This window comes from Novosphingobium sp. SG919 (assembly GCF_012932495.1).
GTDB lineage: Bacteria > Pseudomonadota > Alphaproteobacteria > Sphingomonadales > Sphingomonadaceae > Novosphingobium > Novosphingobium rhizosphaerae.
Genome location: NZ_JABCNG010000002.1, coordinates 477,358 through 496,007, shown reverse-complemented (window position 1 = coordinate 496,007; position 18,650 = coordinate 477,358). Strand labels below are relative to the sequence as shown.

Here is an 18,650-nt window from a genome sequence, read left to right as displayed (position 1 = left end):
ACACGGAGATCCCCATGTCCCAGCGCGGCCCCCTCACGCAGTTCGGCCCGATCTTCCAGATGGCCTACCTGCCCGCCGATTTCGATGCGGCGATCGATTACTGGACGCGGGTGGTCGGCGCCGGGCCGTTCTTCGTGATGGAAGGCATCACGCTGACCGACATGACCTATCTGGGACAGCCAAGCGACGCGCGCTTTGCCGCGGCCTGGGGCTATTGGGGGGATATGCAGATCGAACTGATCCGCCCGGAAAACGATGCGCCGTCGATCTATACCGGGCCCTATGCCGTCACCGACCGGCTGCACCACGTGTGCGTCGAGGTTGACGACCTGGAGCCGGTGCGCGCCGCGCTGGCCGAAGCCGGCGCCACGATCCTGATCGAAGGCAAAGTGGGCGAAACCGGCGGGGTGATCTATGCCGATGCCGGCGCCGGGCCGGGCGGCGTGATCGAATATGTCAAGCTGATGGAAGGCGGCGCGGGCCTGTTTGCCATGATGCGCGAGGCCGCGCGCGACTGGGACGGCAGCGATCCCCTGCGCAAGCTGGGGTAGGAAGGAAATCCAGACCGTCTTTCGTCACCCCGGGCTTGACCCGGGGTGCCGCTTTGTCTTCGCTCCATGTCGGAAGAAGCCGGACCCCGGATCAAGTCCGGGGTGACGTGCGTTCGAACGAAATTCCACGCCCAATACCAAGGAGTGCCCATGCTGCCGCAAACCACCCTCGTCCTCACCAGCCAGGTCCATGAAGGCGGCAAGATCGTGGCGGCGCTCACGGACATGCCGCTGCCCGCGCCTGGGGAGAACGACGTGGTCATCGCGGTGGAAGCCGCGCCGATCAATCCGTCAGACCTGGGCCTGCTGTTCAGCTCCGCCCGGATCGACGACGCCGTGTTCGCCCCCGGCCAGGTGGAAGCGCCGGTTTCGCCCGCCGGCATGGCCGCGCTGGCCGGACGCATTGGCGAGGTAATGCCCGTGGGCAGCGAAGGCGCCGGCACGGTGATCGCGGCCGGATCGGGCGCGGCGGCACAGGCGCTGGTGGGCAAGCGCGTGGCGACCGTGGCGGGTGGCATGTATGCCCGCCACCGCGTGGTGCCGGCAGCAAGCTGCATGGTCCTGCCCGAAGGCACCAGCGCGCGCGATGGCGCGGCCGCTTTCGTCAACCCGCTGACGGCGGTGGGCTTTGTCGAAACGCTGCGCAGCGTGGGCGGCAAGGGCATCATCCACACTGCCGCGGCATCGAACCTGGGCCAGATGCTGGTGCGCCTGTGCGCGGCCGAAGGCATTCCCCTGGTCAACGTGGTGCGCAAGGCCGAGCAGGCCGACCTGCTCGAAGGCATCGGCGCCGCCCATGTGGTGGACAGTGCCAGCCCCACGTTCCGCGAAGACCTGCGCCAGGCGCTGGAAGCGACCGGCGCCGATACCGTGTTCGACGCCATCGGCGGCGGCCCGGTGCTGGGCACGATCCTTTCGACCATGGAACAAGTGGGCCGTGCGGCGGCGTGGGCCTATTCCCGCTATGGCTCCACCGCCAAAAAGCGCGCCTATGTCTATGGCATGCTCGATACCGGGCCGATCACGCTGCCGCGCGACATCGGCTTTGTCTGGGACGTTTCGGGCTGGCTGCTGTTTCCGCGTATGGAAGAGCTGGGCCCCGAAGTCCGCGCGCGCATGCAGGCCCGCGTGGGCCAGGACCTGACCACGATCTTCGCGTCGAACTACAAGACGCAAGTGCCGCTGTCGCGCGTGCTGGACGAAGACGTGGTGCGCGATTTCACCCGCCGCGCCACCGGTTCGAAATACCTGATCCTGCCCCAGGAATAAGCTCAGGCAGCGTCAGCGGCGCTATCGAAACGCGCGCGTGCGCTGGCGATGACTTGTCCGTGGTCGGTCGACCAGCCGACCAGTGCCAGGAGCGGCCCCATCAGCGACTGGCCCAGCGGTGTCAGGCGGTATTCCACCGCCGGTGGGCGCGTGTCGAACACGGTGCGGTCGATCAGGCCGTCGCGTTCCAGATCGCGCAAACCCTGGGTCAGCATGCGGCGCGAGATATCGGGCAATGCCCGCAGCAGCCCATTGAATCGCTGCGGGCCCAGGTGCAGTTCCAGCAGGATCAGCACGGTCCACTTGGCGGCGATATGATCGAGAATATTGCGCACCGGGCAATCGTGCGGATCGAAGCCGGCCTGGCGCCACACCGCCATCGGATTGTCGGGCGCCACGGCCCGGGCAAGGTTCTCTGGAGGTAACCTCGTCACGAAAAACTGCCTCCTTCACGGCCGCGATCAAGTCTCTATCTGAGACTTGCACTCCGCTTTAGAAGGATCATCGTGCCATGACCACCCACCTCGTTACCGGCGCTTCGGGCCAACTTGGCCAGCTCGCCATCGATACCCTCGCCACGCTGGTGGACCCCGCTTCGATCATCGCGCTGGTGCGTTCGGATGAAGCGGCGCAGCGCTTTGCCGGGCGCGGCATCCAGGTGCGGCGGGGCGATTACAACGATCCCGCATCGCTTGCAGACGCCTTTGCCGGGGTGGATCGCGTGCTGTTCATTTCCGGCTCGGAAATCGGCGCGCGCGTGCCGCAACACACCGCCGTGATCGACGCGGCCAAGGCAGCCGGGGTTGGCTTCATCGCCTATACGTCGGTGCTCGATGCCGCCAAAAGCCCGATGCTGATCGCACGCGAACACGCGATCACCGAACGGCTGCTGGCGGAAAGCGGCATCGTCCACACTGTTCTGCGCAACGGCTGGTATCTGGAAAACTACCTGATGGGCGCCGGGCCCGCGCTGGCCAGCGGGCAGCTTTATGGCGCGTCGGGAACCGGCCGGGTGTCGCCCGCCGCGCGTGAAGATTATGCCGTGGCGGCCGCCCTCGTCCTGGCCGGTGGCCACGATGGCCAGGTGCTGGAACTGGCTGGGGACGAAAGCTTCACCATGGCAGACCTGGCCGCCGCGCTGGCCGACATTTCCGGAAAGCCGGTCAGCTATGTCGATCTGCCCAAGGAAGCGCTGCAGGCCGGCTTGGTCCAGGCTGGACTGCCCGAACCGCTGGCTGCGATCCTGGCCGATTCCGACGCCTGCGCCGGGCAAGGCAGCCTGTTCGACGACAGCCACACCCTGTCGCGCCTGATCGGCCGCCCCACCGCGCCGTGGCGTGGGTTCCTGGCGGCTGCGCTGGCGCCCGCACAGGCTTGAGCAATGGCCTGGGCGGCGTGGCCTATTGCGGCCCCGCCCCCAGGCCAACGCCGAACGGGAACAGCGGATCGACGGTGTCATCGCCCACCGCCGGGTTCTGCGCTTCCACTGCCGCCATCGAGCGCGGCAGTTCGAACGGCAGGCGCCCGCGCGCGGTTTCGCGCCCCGTGACGACGTCGAGCAGGCCTTCGTCGCTCACTCCGAAATTGCCCAGCACGGCCCGGGTCTTGGGCAGGATATCGGTGAGGATCGCCGGGCGATCGAGGAACACGGCGAGCACCACCGGCACGCTGGCGGGAATGGCCGCCACGGCATCGTAATCCGCGTTGCCGGGGCGGAAATCGAGGCGCCCTTCCTTTTGGCGCGAACCGAAGAAATAGTTGGGGTGCAGCCGTTCCGAAGGGGTATCGGCACGCATCAGCGCCACTTGCGCATCGGCCGCGCGATCGACCACGACCAGCCCATGCGCCTTCGCCTGGGCCGGATCGATGCCCTTGAGGAACACGCGCGTGCCGGCGGCGAGCGGCAGCAGCCCGCCCTCGTTGCGCAGCAGGACTTGCGCCTGCGCCTGGGCCTGGCGCCCTTGCGCCATCACCGCAGGCGGCGCGATATTGCGCGCGGCGGCCGGATCGACCAGCGGATTGTCGAACAGTCCCAGCTTGAACTTGAGCGCCATGACCTGCGCCACCGCCGCGTTCACGCGGGCGAGCGGAATCGTCCCGGCTTGGACATCCTTGATGATCCACTCGGGTTCGGTAACGCCACCGAACTGGTCGATCCCGGCATTGGTGGCCTTGGCATAGCGTTGCGCCGGCGTCAGGTCTTCCACGCCCCACGGCATGGCGATCTCGTTCGGCGTCTGCGGCGCGGTTGGCGCGCGGCAGGCCGGGGTGCAATCGCGGGTGATGCCCCAGTCCGACAGGATCAGCCCCTTGTAGCCATAATCCTTGCGCAGCAGGCCCAGCAACTGCGCGTTGTAGCCGGCGGCCACCGGCTCCAGCGGCTTGCCCGCCACGCTCGGCCCGCTGACGATGTCGTACGTGGGCATGACCCCTGCCACGCCGGCCGCGAACGCGCCCAGGAACGGGCGGATATGCGTCTTGAGCGTGGCATCGTCGTGCACCGCCATGCGGCCATAATAATTGTGCCCATCAAACCCTTGCGGATTGGCGCCATAGCCCACCCAGTGCTTGACCACGGTGGCCACGCCATCGTGGGCCAGGGTCGTGGCGCTGCCCTGGAACCCGCTGACATAGGCCTGCACCATCTTGGCGGCGAGATCGGCATTGGCGCCAAACGTGCCGGTGCCGCGCGGCCAGCGCGGATCGGTGAACAAGTCCGCCTGGGGCGAAAGCGCCATGTGGATGCCGCTGGCCCGGTATTCGCGGCGCGCCTGATCGGCAAAGCGATGCATCAGGCCGGCATCGGCCAATGCGGCAAAGCCCAGCGTTTCGGGCCATTGCGAATAGCCGCTGGCGGCCGCGCTGGCGCCCACCGTCACCTGGAAATGGTGGCGTGGATCGGTGCTGATGGTGAGGGGAATGCCCAGCCGCGTCTTGGCGGCCAGACGCTGCAAGGCATTGTTTTCCTCTGCCATCCGTTCGGGCGTTACGGCCAGGCGCGTGATGAAGCTGGTAATGTGCTGCCCATCGATCGCGGCCTGCGCTGCCGCGACATCGTAACCCAGGGTGGAAGCGCCCACCACGTTGTCCCGCGCGGCAAGCGAGCCGTGCATCATCGCCCCGGCCTTTTCCGCCAGCGTCATCCGCGCGACAAGATCGGCCACCCGGCGCGCCACCGGCAGGCGCCAATCCTCGTAGGGATCGAGCCGGCCATTGCGATTGAGATCGCGGAAGCGTGCGCCAGCAACGGTCAGCACCGGCCCCGTATCGGCCGCGATCGCCGGCTGCGGGGGCAAGGCGGGCCGGGCCGCCAGCATGCCGGAAGGAACCTGGGCCAGCAACGGGGCGATCAGCAAGGCAGCGGCACGCTTCATCGGCAAGGACTTTCCCAAAGGCAAAAAGCGGGGCCGTGCGTGGATCGGCACGGCCCCACAGGGTGGATCAGAAACGCAGGCCCGCGCGCACGCCGTAAAGGCGCGGATCGGAAAGCTGCGCCGTGCCATCGTCGAACGTCCCGCCGAAATTGGCAACGATCTGTGCGCTCGACAGCGTGAGCCGGTTTTCGATGTTGCGCACAAAGCCCTGGAGATACCAGGCCCCGCCCGGCGCATTGTAGGTTGCGCTCAGATCGGTCTTGGTAAAGGCCGGCTGGCGGAACTGCGCGCGCAAGGCGGGCGCGGTGATGACATAGCTGGCCGACATGCGGGTGCGCGCACCCAGCTGCACATCGCCATCGCCCAGGGGAATCGTCCAGGTATAACCGGCAAACACCGTCCATTCGGGCGAACGGTCGAGCTTCTTGCCGGCGAACTGCGCGGTCAGCGGCCCGGCCGAATCGATCAGGTAGTCGGTATAACGGGCGTTGAGCCAGTTCACCGAAAGATCGATCTGGTGGTTGCGCGCGGGCTTGATCACGCTTTCCAGTTCGACCCCATCAACCTTGGCGCGCCCGGCGTTGAGCGTGCGCTGCACCGGCGATCCGGCAACCAGGGTCAGCTGCGAGAGCTGCAGGTTGGTGTAGTCGTAATGGAACACGCTGCCGTTGAGGCGCAGGGCATTGCCGCCGATGCGCGCCTTGAAGCCGGCTTCGTAGGACGTGAGCGTTTCGGGCTGGTAATAGAGCAGATCGGGCGTCGTCACCGCGCTGCCGTTGCAATTGGCGGTCCCGGCCAGGCAGCCATCGTTGAACCCGCCGGCCTTGTAGCCCGTGGCAACCGTGCCGTAGACCAGCGTGGTGGGCGCCGCATCGAATTCGAAGCCACCGCGCCAGGTGATCTTGCTGTAGCTCACTTCCGCGTTGTTGAGCGAATCCTGCACGCCGCGCGGGTTGGTGGTGCCGGCCTGGGTGCCGGTGGTGAAATCGAGCGGATCGTCGACGTTGGCGTGGTAGATCGTGGCGCCCACGCGGCGCTTCTTGTCCTTGGTCCAGCGCACGCCGCCGGTCAGGCGGAAGGCATCGGCCAGGCTGTAGGTGCCCTGGCCGAACAGGGCGAAGGATTCCGAATTGGTCTTTTGTGGAAAGCCGAAGATATAGCCGCGCTGCCCCTGCTGGAACCCCTGGGTGCCATAGAGCAGGAAGGAAATGTCCGACTTTTCCTTGAAGTAATAGGCGCCGGTCTGGAGCTTGAGCCCGCCGGTGTTGATCGCAAAGCGCAGTTCCTGCGAATTCTGGTTGTAGCTGCCGTCAAAAGTCTGCGGCGACGTGACGATCGCGCCGGTCGTGCGGTTCACCCCGGTCAAACCGGTGAACTGTTCGTCACGCGTCAGTTCGCGGTAGGAACCGATGTAGTTCAGCGTCAGCCAATCGGCCAGATCCAGCTTGAGATCGCCCTGCACGCCCCAGGTGTTGTTGTCGCGCAGCGATTGCCAGCGTTCGGGATAAGTCAGCGTGCTGACATCGCGCGCGCTGCGGCCCGAGCGCACCAGCGGATCGGTGCCCAGCTGGCCATCGGCAGGCACACTGAACGGCGCCTGGTACAGGTTGGAAAGCAGCACGCCGGCACCGGGGTGGCCCTTGATCGAGCTGTAGTCGCCACGCACCACCAGGCGCACGCGATCGCTCGGCTCGATCAGCACGGAGAGGCGGCCCGACAGGTTTTCCTTGGCAGGGTCAAGCGTATAGGGGGAAACGCCGTGGTAGACATAGCTGTTGCGCCGGTCGTAATTCACCGCCGCGCGCACGGCCACGCTTTCGCCCACCGGCACGTTGACGACGCCGGTGGCCTGGATCGTGTTGAAATTGCCATAGGTGCCATCGAAGCTGGCGCTGAACTTGCCCAGGCGCGGCGCGGCCGAAATCAGGCTGACCAGGCCGGCCGTGGTGTTGCGGCCATAAAGCGTGCCCTGCGGCCCGCGCAGCACTTCCACGCGATCGAGATCGAAGAAGCTGACTTCCTGCGCCTGCGGGCGGGCGAGGAACACGCCATCGACCACGAAGCCGGCGGAAGGATCGCCCTTTTCCGAATTGTCGGTGCTGCTCACGCCGCGAATGGTGATCTGCAGGCCGGCCGAACCGCCGCGGTCGATCGACAGGTTGGGCGCCACTTCGGTGAGCTGCGTGGCATTGGTCACGCCGGTCTTGGTCAGGCTGTCGCCGCCGATCGCGGTGATTGCCACCGGGGTCTTGGACAGCAGTGTGTTTTCGCGCGTGGCGGTCACGATGATTTCACCGGCGTCGGGCGCGGCGGCACTGGCCTGGGCCGTGGCGGCATCGGCAACGACCGCGCCATCCTGCGGGGCGGCCTGGGCGTGGGCCGCCGCATGCGACAGCGCGACGAGCGAACCGGCGGCAAGCAGAACTCGGGTGCGAACTTTCAAAACATCCTCCCATTGTGTTCATCGTTGACAAGGCCACTGTGGTGACCATCTAATTTAGCGCTAAATCTCGGAAGATGTCATCGCTGTCAACTTGATTTTGCGCGCTCATGTGCAAAACCCGGCGGCCATGGATGGCGCCGACGGCAAAGCCGCGCCAAAATGCCACGGCAGGCAGGACCGCTCTCACCCCAAGACAGGCCAGGATGGACAGCACGACGGGAGACAACGAAAAGAGCGCGGGCCAGGAACGGCGGGCACGGCGGCGCGGCAGCCAGTGCGTGACGATCCGCGACGTGGCGCTGCGCGCGGGCGTGTCTTCGATGACGGTATCCAACGCCATCAACGGCACCGGCAAGATGGCCGAGGCGACGCGCCAGGCCGTGCTCGATGCCGTTGCCGAACTGGGGTTTGCCCCCAACATGGCGGCGCGCAGCCTGGCCGGGGCGGATTCGCTGCGCATCGGCTTCGTCCACTCCACGGTCACCAACGGCTTCCTGGGCGCGATGCTGATCGGGGCGCTGCAGGCGGCCGCCCTCAATGGCGCGCAGCTGCTGGTGCGCGGGGTAACCAACGGCGATAGCGCGGGCCTGGCCGACACCATCGCCCGCCTGCGCGACAACGGCGCGCGGGGCCTTATCCTATCGCCGCCCTATGCCGAAATGCTCGATCCGGGCGGCATCGGCCTGGATGCCGCCGTGCCGGTGGCGGTCGTCGCGGCGGGCGCCGCAATCGCCGGCATGGTGACCGTGCGCGTGGACGATCGGCTGGCGATGTGGCAATTGACCACGCGCCTTCTGGAACAGGGCCATCGCCGCATCGGCTTCATCACCGGGCCGGCGGGCCACACCTCGAGCGCGGCCCGGCTGGCCGGTTATCGCGATGCGCTGGCGGCTTTTGGCGTGCAAGGGGAAGAGAGCCTGGTGATGCCCGGCGATTTCCGCTTCCAGTCGGCCATGGGGGCCGCGCGCGCCTTGCTGGAACGCGCCGCGCCGCCCACGGCCATCATGGCCAGCAACGATGACATGGCCGCCGCCGTGATCGCCGTGGCGGCACAGATCGGCCTGTCCGTGCCCGAGCGCCTGGCCGTGACCGGGTTCAACGATGATGCCATCGCGCAAACCATCTGGCCCACGCTTACCACCGTGCACCAGCCGGTGCAGGCCATGGCTGAACAGGCGCTGGCCCGGCTGATCCGCCGCATGAAGGGTCAATCGGTGGACGATGACCTGGTGTTGGATTTCGCGCTGATGGAGCGCGCATCGACCAGCGCAGGCCCGGCCAGGCCGTGACGGGAGCATGACCGCCCCCGCGCTCCGCCCCGAGACGGCCTGGCGCCAGTGGGCCTTGCCGCTGCTGCTGATGGCTGCCAACACACTGTCGTTCGTCGATCGCCAGATCCTGTCCTTGCTGATCGAACCGATCCGCCGCGATCTCGGGCTGGGCGATGGCACCGCTGGCATGCTGTATGGCCTGGGCTTTACGCTGACCTACCTGCTTGCCGCATTCCCGCTTGCCTGGCTGGCCGATCGCATCGGGCCAAGGCGGGTGATCGTGGGCGCGGTCATGGCCTGGAGCCTGGCCACCGGCGCTTGCGGGCTGGCCCGGTCGCTGGGCGGGCTGATCGCCGCGCGCATGGCGGTGGGCCTGGGCGAAGGCGGGCTGACGCCGGCCGCAATGGCCTGGATCAGTCGCCAGTTCCCGCGCGAGCGCACGGCCACCGCCATCGGCGTGTTCCAGACCGGCATCTACCTTGGCAACGGGCTGGCCTTGCTGGTGGGCGCGTGGATCGCGCTGCGCTTCGATCCGGCGGGACGCCACATGGTGCCGCTGCTGGGGCCCATGGCCGGTTGGCAGGTGGCGTTCCTGCTCCTGGTGTTGCCGGGCCTGGCGCTCGCGGTTGCCCTGGCCCTGTGCCCGGCGCCACGTGGCGGTGAAAGCGAGCGCGCCACGGCGCCGTCCGTCGCCATGCGCGGGGCTGCGGGTTGGCGCATCGGCGCTTTGCCGGCGCTGTTGATCGTGGCCTATGCCTGCCTGGTGCTGGGCGGCAATGGTGCACAAGTGTGGACACCCACATTGCTGCAACGCCAGTTCGGTTGGTCGGTTCAGCAATCGGGCTTCGTGCTTGGCACGCTGAGCCTGGGCTTTGGCATCCTGGGCACGCTTGGCGGGGGCCTGGCCGCCGATGCCATGGCGCGCCGCAGCGGGCTGAGCGGACCGATTGCCCTGGCGCAAGGCGCCATGCTGGTGGTGGCACCGATCGCCCTGGCCTTTCCCCTCGCCCCCGATGCGGGTGTGGCCGTGGCGCTGATCGGGACCCATCAGATGGCGTCGGCGTTTGCCCTGTGCGGCGGCATGGCTGCACTGCAGGGAGCCGCGCCCGATGCCCAGCGCACGCGCATCACCGCGATGCTGATGGTGGCGATCAACCTGGGCGGCACGCTGGCCGGGCCATGGATCATGGGCGTTGTATCAGATGCGTGGCCCGGCGCGGGCCTTGGCCCCGCGATGGCCGTCACCGGCTGCCTGGCGACACTGCTGGCCGCGCTGCTGATGGCGCGCGCCCAGCGCTTGGCCTAGGCCACCCGATCGAGCGGGGCGGCAGCGGGGCTTGCTTCTTCGGCCAGGGGCGCGACAGCCAGCGGCACGGTGAACCGCCCGCTGCGCTGTTGCCGGCCCCACGCCACCTGCGGCCCGGTCAGCGCGGTGAACACCGCGCGCACCACCACGGCATAAAGCAACTGGCGATACCCCAGCCGCATGCCCAGAAGACGCAGCACCGGTAGCCGTCCTTGCTGCCCGTCCAGCCGATAGGCAACCATGCCGCAGCCCAGCTCGGTGGCCAGAAACAGCGCCCAGAAGCCCAGCATCAGCCCGACATCGCCCTCCAAGGCGGAAAAGCCGTGGTTGGCCGTGCGCCAGGCCAGATCGACCAGCGCCAGCAACAGCGCCAGATCGATCATGGGTGATAGCAGCCCCAGGATCACCTGAAACAACCAGGCCTGCGGCAGGCCGAACCGGGCGAGCCCGCGGGGGGCGCCCTGCGCCAGCACGGCGCGATGCTTCCACAGGCATTGCAGCGTGCCGAACGCCCAGCGATAGCGCTGGCGCCACAGCGCCCGCATGGTTTCGGGCGCCTCGGTCCAGGCCACGGCGGCAGGATCGCACGCCACCTGCCAACCGGCACGCTGGATGGCGATGGTCAGGTCCTGATCCTCGGCCAGGGTATCGGTGGGATAGCCACCCACTTCGTCCAACGCCCGGCGCCGCCATGCCCCCACGGCCCCCGGCACCACGGTGACCGCACCCAGCGCATCGAGCGCGCGCCGCTCCAGCGCCTGGGCCGTGACATACTCCACCGCCTGCCACCGCGTGAGCAGGTTGATGCAATTGCCGATCCGCGCGTTGCCCGCCACCGCACCGATGGCAGGATCGGCAAACCACGCGGCCAGCCGCGCGATCGTATCGGGTTCGAACCGGGTATCGGCATCCAGGGCGATCACCACGTCTGCCCGCGCCAACTGCAAACCGTGATTGAGCGCCCGTGCCTTGCCGCCATTGTCCAGCCGCAGCAGGGCAACGCGCGGATCATGGCCGAACTCGCGCGCGACCACGGCGGCGGTCTCGTCGCTCGAGCCATCGTCGATCACGATCACTTCCAACCGCACCCCGCGCGATTCCAGCACCCGGCGCAGCGAGGCGGCAATCACCCGCGCTTCGTTGTATGCGGGAATCAGCACCGAAACGAACCCCGGCACCAGATGCGCCGGGCCAGGCACGCGCGCCGGGCGGCGAGCCTGCAACAGGGCCAGCGCGGTCATGGCCAGCGCGCGCGCCATGCCCAGCACGATCGCACCGACAAACAGCCAGCCCAGCACGCGCCGCGCCGTGCCGAGCGCTGCAAACAGCCCTCCGGCGGCCTGCGCCGCCGGCGCCCGCGGCCCGGCCAGCGGCGGCATGGCCTGATCGCGCGAAAGGCCGGCGAGCGCCGAAACGGTGACGAAGCGATAGCCGCGCGCCTGCAACTGCGCGATGATCTGCGGCAGCGCGCGCACCGTGGCGCTGCGATCCCCGCCCGAATCGTGCAGCAACACGATCTGGCGCGCTTCATGGCTATCGCCGCTTTCCACTTGCGCCACGGTGCGCGCCACCAGCGTGGCGGCGTCTGCCCCGGTCCAGTCCAGCGGATCGACATTGAGGCCCACGGTCAGATAGCCCAGCCCCGCGGCAATGCGCGGCACACGCAATTCGGCCGCCGTGCCGGGATCGGCATCGCCCAGGTAGGGCGCGCGAAACAGCCGCATGGACCGGCCGGTATAGCTTTCCACCAGCGCCTGCGTGGCGTTGATTTCCAGGGCCACGGCGCGGTTGCCCATGCGATCGAGATCGGGATGCGTGGTGGAATGGTTGCCCAGTTCCGATCCCTGCGCCAGGATCGCGCGCAGCAGGCCGGCCTCGCCCAGCGCGTTGCTGCCCGTGACGAAAAACGTGGCCGGCACGCCGTGCGCCTTGAGAATGGCCAGGATCTGCGGGGTCCAGCGTGGATCGGGGCCATCGTCAAAGGTCAGCGCCACTTGCTTGCGCTTCAGCCCGGCGCGTTGCACCTGGTTGGCAGCCGGCAACTGGCGATAGACCGCCTGGCGGATCAGGCCATCGGCGCCCACGCCGGCTTCGCGCCAGCCTGGTACCGCCGCCGCACCGATCCGCAGCACTTCGCCCTGGCCGACCAAGCTCACACTGTCGGGCGCCGGCAACAGGGCCAGATCACGCGCCTGCCCGGCCAGCGCCGCCCAGAAGCCGGGATCTTCTCCACCCAGGCGCCACAGGGCCAGGCCAACCGGTGCGGCATCCGTCCGCGCCAGCGCGCGCAGCACCTGCAACTGGTTCCAACTCGCCAGCGCGTCGATCATCCACACCTGGTGGCGCGTGCCTTCCTGGCGATAGGCAAAGCCGCTGTTGCCACTGCGGGAATCGAAACGGGGCGTGGTGCCGGCGGCCTGCGCGCGCTGCCAGGCCTGGGCCAGTCCGATCGGTTCGGCCACCCCGCGATCGGGCCAGTCATAGGCATAGCTGCCCAGCGCCACCACCGTCTTGCCTGGCCCCACCGCCGCCACGCCATCGGCCACCGCGCGCGCGAACCACGGCTGGCCGGCGATCGGCCCGGCGCGGCCGGTCAGCCAGTGCTGGTCATAGGCCATCAGGATCACGCGATCGACCGCGCGGGCATAGGCGCGCAGATCCCACGCCGGATCGAGCACCGGTGCCGCGATCATCAGTCGCTGTCCCCGTGGCGCCAGGCGCGCCCGCGCTTCGCCCAGGAAGGCACGATAATCGCCGTGGGCATCGGGCGGCAGGTTTTCCAGATCGAGCACCAGCCCCCGCGCGTGCCAGCGCGCCATGGCACGCTCGATCCGGTCGAGCAGCCGCGCGCGTTGCGCAGCATCGGCCAGCAGGCGCGCCATGTTGGCCCCATCCCAGCCGGCATCGCCGAGCCCGTCATTCTGGATCATCAGCAACAGCCCCAGGCGCGGCTGCGCGCGCAGCGTGGCGGCCAGGTCGGGATCGTCCTGCTCCACCCAGGCATGTTCGCGCCCGCGCACCGAAACCAGGCCCACCGCCACATCGCTCAACGCGCCGCCGTGCTCGGCCAGGGCGCGGCGCCCTTGCGCATCGCCGGCCATCAGGAACCCGATGCGCTCAGCCGGCAAGGGACCGGACGGAGCGCCATCGGCGCTCGATGGAGCCACAGGGAGCCAGGCCCCTGCCCCGCTTTCGCGCCGCGGATCGAGCGTGGCGGCGCGTGGCAGGCGCGCGGCTCCGGGCACCACGGCCAAGGCGGGCGCCTGCCGCCGCTCCATCCAGCCCACCGCCAGCCCGAGCCCCGCAAGCCCAAGCACCAGCGCCACCGCCATCACTGCCACCACGCCGCGCACCCAGCGCCCGCGCCGCCCGCTGGGATCGTGAAATACCTGAAGATGCAATGCCCGGTCCTGCCTGCTGCCTGATCGCCGCGGGCATGGGGCAAAAACGGTGGCTATCGGCTAAGGCGGGCATGCGCAAAAATGCGGGGCTTAATGGTCTCCACGCCGGCCGCGTGGTCAGCGGCGCCCGCCCGTGCGCCGGCCAAGCCAACCCCGGATCGGCCGATCCCAGGCCACGTCGGCCAGCCAGGCCACTGCGATTAGCAGCGGCACCAGGCCCACCCCGATCACCGCCATGCGCGTGGGCGATGAGTGCGCCTTGGCCACATAGTTCATCCACACGTAGAGGAACGGGAAGTGGGTGATGTAGATCGGATAGGACAGCCGCCCGCAGGCGCGCACCAGCCAGCCAACCACGGGCCCTGCCTGCGAATGGCACCCGGCAACGATGATCGCGGGAAACAGCACGATCACGCAGGCCGCTTCATAGACGCCGTTGAGCTTGATCCCGCCCACCTCTGGCCAGATCGGCAGCAGCATCGCCACCACCATGATCACCGAAAGCGTGGGCCAGCCCAATCGCACCTGGGGCAACCGCGCGCGCACGCGATAGAGCCACAGCCCCGTCACGAACGGGAAGCACAGCCGCACCGGCGCCATCCACAGGGTTTCCCAATAGGAACCCTGGTCCAGCGAACCAAGCGCCACGCCGCTCGCCGCCAGCCCCGCGCCGCTCACCAGCGCCAACACGCCCAGCGCGCGGGTGGACCAGTGGCGCAGCACCAGGGCATAGGCAATGTTGCCAAGATATTCCTGCAGCAGGCTCCAGCACGGTCCGTTGAGCGGGTGGGTATCGGTCCAGCGGCTGGGCAGCGGCCAGGTGGGGATCAGCGCCAGGCCCATGACCAGCGCAACCAGCAGGCGCGACAGCGCGATCGCCTGCTCCGGCGCGCCCCAGGGATCGAGCAGATAGCTGGCAAAGCCCAGTAGCACGCCCAGGATCACCAAGGGGTGCAGCCGCACCAGACGCAGGCGGAAGAAATCGCCCACGCCCATCTTCCCCCACCGATCATCATAGGCATAGCCGATGACAAAGCCCGACAGGGCAAAGAAGAAATCCACCGCCAGCGGCGCGTGGTGCAGGATCACCTTGTCGCCTTGCCACAGCACGGTGATGCCCTGGATGTGAAACAGCACGACCATCAAGGCCGCCGTGCCGCGCAAGCCATCGAGCACGGCAAAGTGCGCCTTGCCGGTGGCGGTTGCATTGCCCTGCGCGATGCCCATCGCACCGGCTTCCCGTGTCGCTGTCATGCCCCGTTCACGCCCCGATCATGCCCCGATCATGCCAGCGCATCGGCTGGCAGGACCACCGTGTTGAGCGAATCCGCCTCCATCGGCAAGGCCAGTGTCTTGCTGCCGATGCGATACGTCACGGTGGCAGGCTGGGCGATGGGATTGCTCGCGACCAGCACCAGCGATCCATCGGGGTTGCGGAAGGCGAGCTGGTCCACATAGCCCAGGAAACTTTCCACCGGCACCATCCGCGCGCCGGCGCGCACGTGGGCGGAAAGATGGCGCACCAGCCAGTAATCCTCGCCCATGCGGAACGTGCCGGCCTTGGTATCGACCACCAGCAAGCTGTTCTGTGGCCAACCCCACCCGCTCATCCCGCCTTCGGGCATGACCATGTTCCAATACGTCCAGGCGCTGGCGCCATTTTCGAAATAGCGCCGGATCGTCTGCCAGCCATAGCGGGCATAGCGCCAGTCGTTGGTGCCGACGCCGCATTCCTGCTCCGAACCCCATAGCTCCAGCGTGGGATAGCGTTCGCGCAAGGGGCCAAGCGCATCCTTGCCGGCCCATTGCACGCCGATGCCCTTGATCGCGGCGGCGGCCTGGGGATGGGCCATGACGCGGGCGAAAAGGTCCACATTGCCGCGCTCGAGCGTGCCGAAGAACACGCGCGTGCCCACCTTGTCCATTTCCTGGGCGAGGAAGGGAATGAACCGCGCGAGGCCTTCGGGTGTCCAGCAGCAGCTGGGAAAGGGCTGGGCCGAATTGAATTCGTTCTGCGGCATCACCGTGTCGATGCGGATGCCGGCCTTGGCATATTCCTCCACATAACGACGGAAATAGCGGGCATACGTGGCCAGGGTGCGATCATCGAGGCGGAAGGAATCGCTGCCTTCCTGGCCCAGTTGCGCGGGCGTGATGCCATTCGATGGCTGCCCTGGCCAGGCCGGCGCCTGTGCGTAATGGCCGCCCCTCTTCATCCAGGTGGGCGGCGACCACGGCGAGGCCCAGACTTTCAGATCGGGCCGCAAGCCTTGTGCCGCCTTGATGAACGGGATCAGCGTTTCCCGATCATTGGCGATGGAAAAGTGCGCGAGGTCATAATCGTCGGGCGTTTCGTCATAGCTGTACCACCCGCGCGAAATGTCGTTGGCGCCGATCGGGGTGCGACACTGGTTGAACGCGCAGCCGTCGTCGCCGAACAGGGTAGCCAGTGCCTGGGCGCGCCGGGCAGGCGGCAGGGCCTGCAAGGCATCCCACCCTTTTTCCGAAAACGCCCCGCCAAAGCCGGCGATGGTCTGGCGTGGTGCATCCAGCCGCACTTGCGCGCCCACGGCAAACAGATCGGCGGGAACGGGCGCCAGCGCGGGCAACGGGCGCGCCTGCCATGGCCGACCAGCCACCGTCGCCACCCACGACGCGCCGGTGACGGCAGGTCGTGCCGGGGTTGCCGGTGCCGGGGCGCCCCGAGCTGCGGCGGTGATGCCAGGCACCCCCGCCGCAGCCGCCCCCATGCCGATCAGTGCCATGGCACCACGCCGGTTGACCGCAGTGTCCATGGCCTTCAATCCTTCCACGCGCGGGCAGGCAGCTTGATCGTCACCACCGGGCCCAGTTCGGCCGCGTTGCGCCCCAAGGCAAAGCCGTATTCGCCCGCCGGCATCGTCCAGCGACCATCCTTCCAATCGGCCAGCAGGCGCGGATCGAACGTGACGCTGGCGCTCTGGCTGGCGCCGGCAGCCAGGCTCAACCGCTTGAAGCCAACCAGGCGTTGCAGCGGAGCGCCGTTGCGACGAACGAGGTAGACCTGCCCCACGTCGTCACCCGCGCGCTGGCCGGTGTTGGCCAGGGTGAAGCTGGCGGAAAGCCCCGAAACCTTGAGATCGCGCGCCGCAAAGCTGGTGTAGCTCAGGCCATAGCCGAACGGAAACAGCGGCTTGAGCCCCTTGCGGGCAAACCAGCGATAGCCCACGTCCGACCCTTCGATGTCATAGTCGCTGTGCAACTGGTCCTTGCCCGGCGCGGGATCACCGCCGAAATTGGGCTCCACCCAATCGCTGCCGTCCAGCTTGGGCCGGGGCAACTGATCAAGGCTTGCGGGGAAGGTCACGGGCAGGCGTCCACTGGGATTGGTATCGCCAAACAGCACCGAGGCAATCGCCTCGCCACCGCGGGCGCCGGGATACCAGGCCTCCACCACGCCCGCCACCTTGTCGAGCCAGGGCATCAGCACCGGCCCGCCGGTTTCCAGCACGACGATCGTATTGGGATTGGCCGCCGCGACGGCCGCAATCAGCGCATCCTGCCCATCGGGCAGCGACAGGTCGGGCTGGTCGGCCCCTTCGGTGCGCCATTCGGTGGCAAACACGATCGCCACTTGGGCCTGGCGGGCCTTTTCCACGGCATCGGCGATGTAGCGACCATCGCGGAACGTGATCGTGGCCTGGGGCGCGCTGGCCTGGATGGCCTTGAGCGGGCTGGAGCGGTGATAGCTTTGCTGCATCAGCGCGGCAAACGGCCCATCGCCACCCAGCGAGCGCGTGGCGGCCGGGCCGCCTTCGCCCATCACCAGGCTGGAACCCGATCCGGCCAACACCCCGCTATCGGCATAGCCGCCGATCACCGCGATTGTCTTGGCCGTCTTGGCCAAAGGCAGCGCGCCGTTGTTCTTGAGCAGCACGATGCCTTGGCGGGCCACTTCCTCGGCCACCTGGGCATGGGCGGCAAAGTCGATCTGCCCGCCCGGCCGCGCCGGGTTCTTGTCCACCCCGGCAGCATAGATCGCGGTCAGCACGCGGCGGTTCATGTCATCAAGCCGCGCGGCCCAGGCCTTGTCGCCAGCCGCCTTGGCCTTGAGCGTGTCGGCAAAATAGATGTCTTTGTCGAGCTGTTCGCCCGATTGCTGGTCCAGGCCATTGATGGCGGCCTCGACGCCGGGCACCGCGCCCCAGTCCGACATGACAAAGCCCTTGTAGCCCCACGCGCCCTTGAGCACTTTGTTGAGCGCCCAGTCGCTGGCGCAGGCCTGCGCCCCGCCGATGCGGTTATAGGCGCACATCACCGCGCCGGGCTGGCCCTTTTCGATGCCGATCTGGAACGCCAGCAGGTCGCTTTCGCGGGCGGCGCCTTCGGTGATCTTGACGTCGACATACTTGCGCCCGGTTTCCTGGCCGTTGAGCGCGAAATGCTTGATCGTGGAAATGATATGGTTCGATTGGATGCCGGCGATCGCCGCGCCGACCAGGTCACCCGAGAGCAGCGGGTCTTCGGCCAGGTATTCGAAGGTGCGGCCATTGCGCGGATCGCGCATCAGGTTGACGCCGCCGGCCAGCAGCACGTTGAAACCCTTGGCCCGGGCCTCTGCCCCGATCATCGCCCCGCCGCGATAGAGCAGCTCGGGGTTCCAGCTGGCCGCCTGGGCCAGGCCCGATGGCAGCGCGGTGGCACCGTCCTTGCGCAGCCCGCCCACCCAGGCCACGCCCAGGCTGGCGTCGGTTTCGGTAAGCGCCGGCACGCCTAGCCGCGCAATGCCCGGCACATAGCCCGCGCCAGGCACCGCGCCTTCGGGAACCTTGGTGCCCGGCAGGAACGGCAGCGGCATCATCCCGTGGGTGAGGATCACTTTCTCGTCGCCGGTCATCTGCTTGACCGTGGCATCGGCGCGGGCCTGTGCCCCTGCCAGATCGATCGCGGGCGCCTGCTGGGCATGGGCATTGGCGCCCAGCGCCAGGGCAGCGCAGCCAAGCACGAAAGGCAGGTGGCGGTTCATCGGACAATCCTTGTGAGAAAAGGGAAAAAT

The 18,650-nt window shown here is 68.0% G+C and carries 12 protein-coding genes; 5 read left to right on the top strand and 7 right to left on the bottom strand.

The genetic code is table 11. The features are described from left to right. The first annotated feature begins 14 nt into the window (after positions 1–14). Entirely contained in the window at positions 15–551 is a 537-nt protein-coding gene (locus FHT19_RS12190; RefSeq protein ID WP_168557339.1) for a VOC family protein, read from the top strand. Between the two features lie 150 nt (positions 552–701). Continuing rightward, positions 702–1,820, top strand: coding sequence for a zinc-binding dehydrogenase (locus FHT19_RS12185; RefSeq protein ID WP_169475329.1), 1,119 nt, complete (start codon positions 702–704; stop codon positions 1,818–1,820). Positions 1,821–1,822: 2 nt separating this feature from the next. Here FHT19_RS12185 and FHT19_RS12180 read toward each other — a convergent pair whose 3' ends face one another. After that, entirely contained in the window at positions 1,823–2,254 is a 432-nt protein-coding gene (locus tag FHT19_RS12180) for a helix-turn-helix domain-containing protein (protein WP_248290432.1), read from the bottom strand. Between the two features lie 77 nt (positions 2,255–2,331). On the opposite strand from FHT19_RS12180, the gene FHT19_RS12175 reads away from it, so the two are divergent. Continuing rightward, positions 2,332–3,198: an SDR family oxidoreductase gene (locus tag FHT19_RS12175; protein WP_169475328.1), complete on the top strand. Its 867-nt coding sequence runs from the start codon at positions 2,332–2,334 to the stop codon at positions 3,196–3,198. A 22-nt stretch (positions 3,199–3,220) separates the two neighbouring features. Here FHT19_RS12175 and FHT19_RS12170 read toward each other — a convergent pair whose 3' ends face one another. After that, entirely contained in the window at positions 3,221–5,194 is a 1,974-nt protein-coding gene (locus FHT19_RS12170) for a glycoside hydrolase family 3 N-terminal domain-containing protein (RefSeq protein WP_169475327.1), read from the bottom strand. A gap of 67 nt (positions 5,195–5,261) precedes the next feature. Then, positions 5,262–7,637, bottom strand: a complete 2,376-nt coding sequence (locus tag FHT19_RS12165; RefSeq protein ID WP_248290431.1) for a TonB-dependent receptor — start codon at positions 7,635–7,637, stop codon at positions 5,262–5,264. Positions 7,638–7,840: 203 nt separating this feature from the next. Here FHT19_RS12165 and FHT19_RS12160 point away from each other — a divergent pair, with 203 nt between their 5' ends. Continuing rightward, positions 7,841–8,926 carry a LacI family DNA-binding transcriptional regulator gene (locus tag FHT19_RS12160; RefSeq protein WP_169475326.1) on the top strand — a complete coding sequence of 362 codons (1,086 nt, stop codon included), beginning with the start codon at positions 7,841–7,843 and terminating at the stop codon, positions 8,924–8,926. Between the two features lie 7 nt (positions 8,927–8,933). Then, positions 8,934–10,214: an MFS transporter gene (locus tag FHT19_RS12155; protein ID WP_169475325.1), complete on the top strand. Its 1,281-nt coding sequence runs from the start codon at positions 8,934–8,936 to the stop codon at positions 10,212–10,214. On the opposite strand, the gene FHT19_RS12150 is transcribed toward FHT19_RS12155, so the two are convergent. The 4 genes from FHT19_RS12150 to FHT19_RS12135 all read right to left on the bottom strand — a co-directional run bounded on the left by FHT19_RS12150 (position 10,211) and on the right by FHT19_RS12135 (position 18,620). Further along, positions 10,211–13,615, bottom strand: coding sequence for a glycosyltransferase (locus tag FHT19_RS12150; RefSeq protein WP_169475324.1), 3,405 nt, complete (start codon positions 13,613–13,615; stop codon positions 10,211–10,213). The genes FHT19_RS12155 and FHT19_RS12150 overlap by 4 nt on opposite strands. Positions 13,616–13,732: 117 nt before the next feature. Beyond that, positions 13,733–14,869: an acyltransferase gene (locus FHT19_RS12145; RefSeq protein WP_169475323.1), complete on the bottom strand. Its 1,137-nt coding sequence runs from the start codon at positions 14,867–14,869 to the stop codon at positions 13,733–13,735. A gap of 29 nt (positions 14,870–14,898) precedes the next feature. Continuing rightward, positions 14,899–16,410, bottom strand: coding sequence for a glycoside hydrolase family 30 beta sandwich domain-containing protein (locus FHT19_RS12140; protein ID WP_169475322.1), 1,512 nt, complete (start codon positions 16,408–16,410; stop codon positions 14,899–14,901). Positions 16,411–16,415: 5 nt separating this feature from the next. Continuing rightward, positions 16,416–18,620, bottom strand: coding sequence for a glycoside hydrolase family 3 C-terminal domain-containing protein (locus FHT19_RS12135; RefSeq protein ID WP_169475321.1), 2,205 nt, complete (start codon positions 18,618–18,620; stop codon positions 16,416–16,418). Between the last annotated feature and the right edge of the window lie 30 nt (positions 18,621–18,650).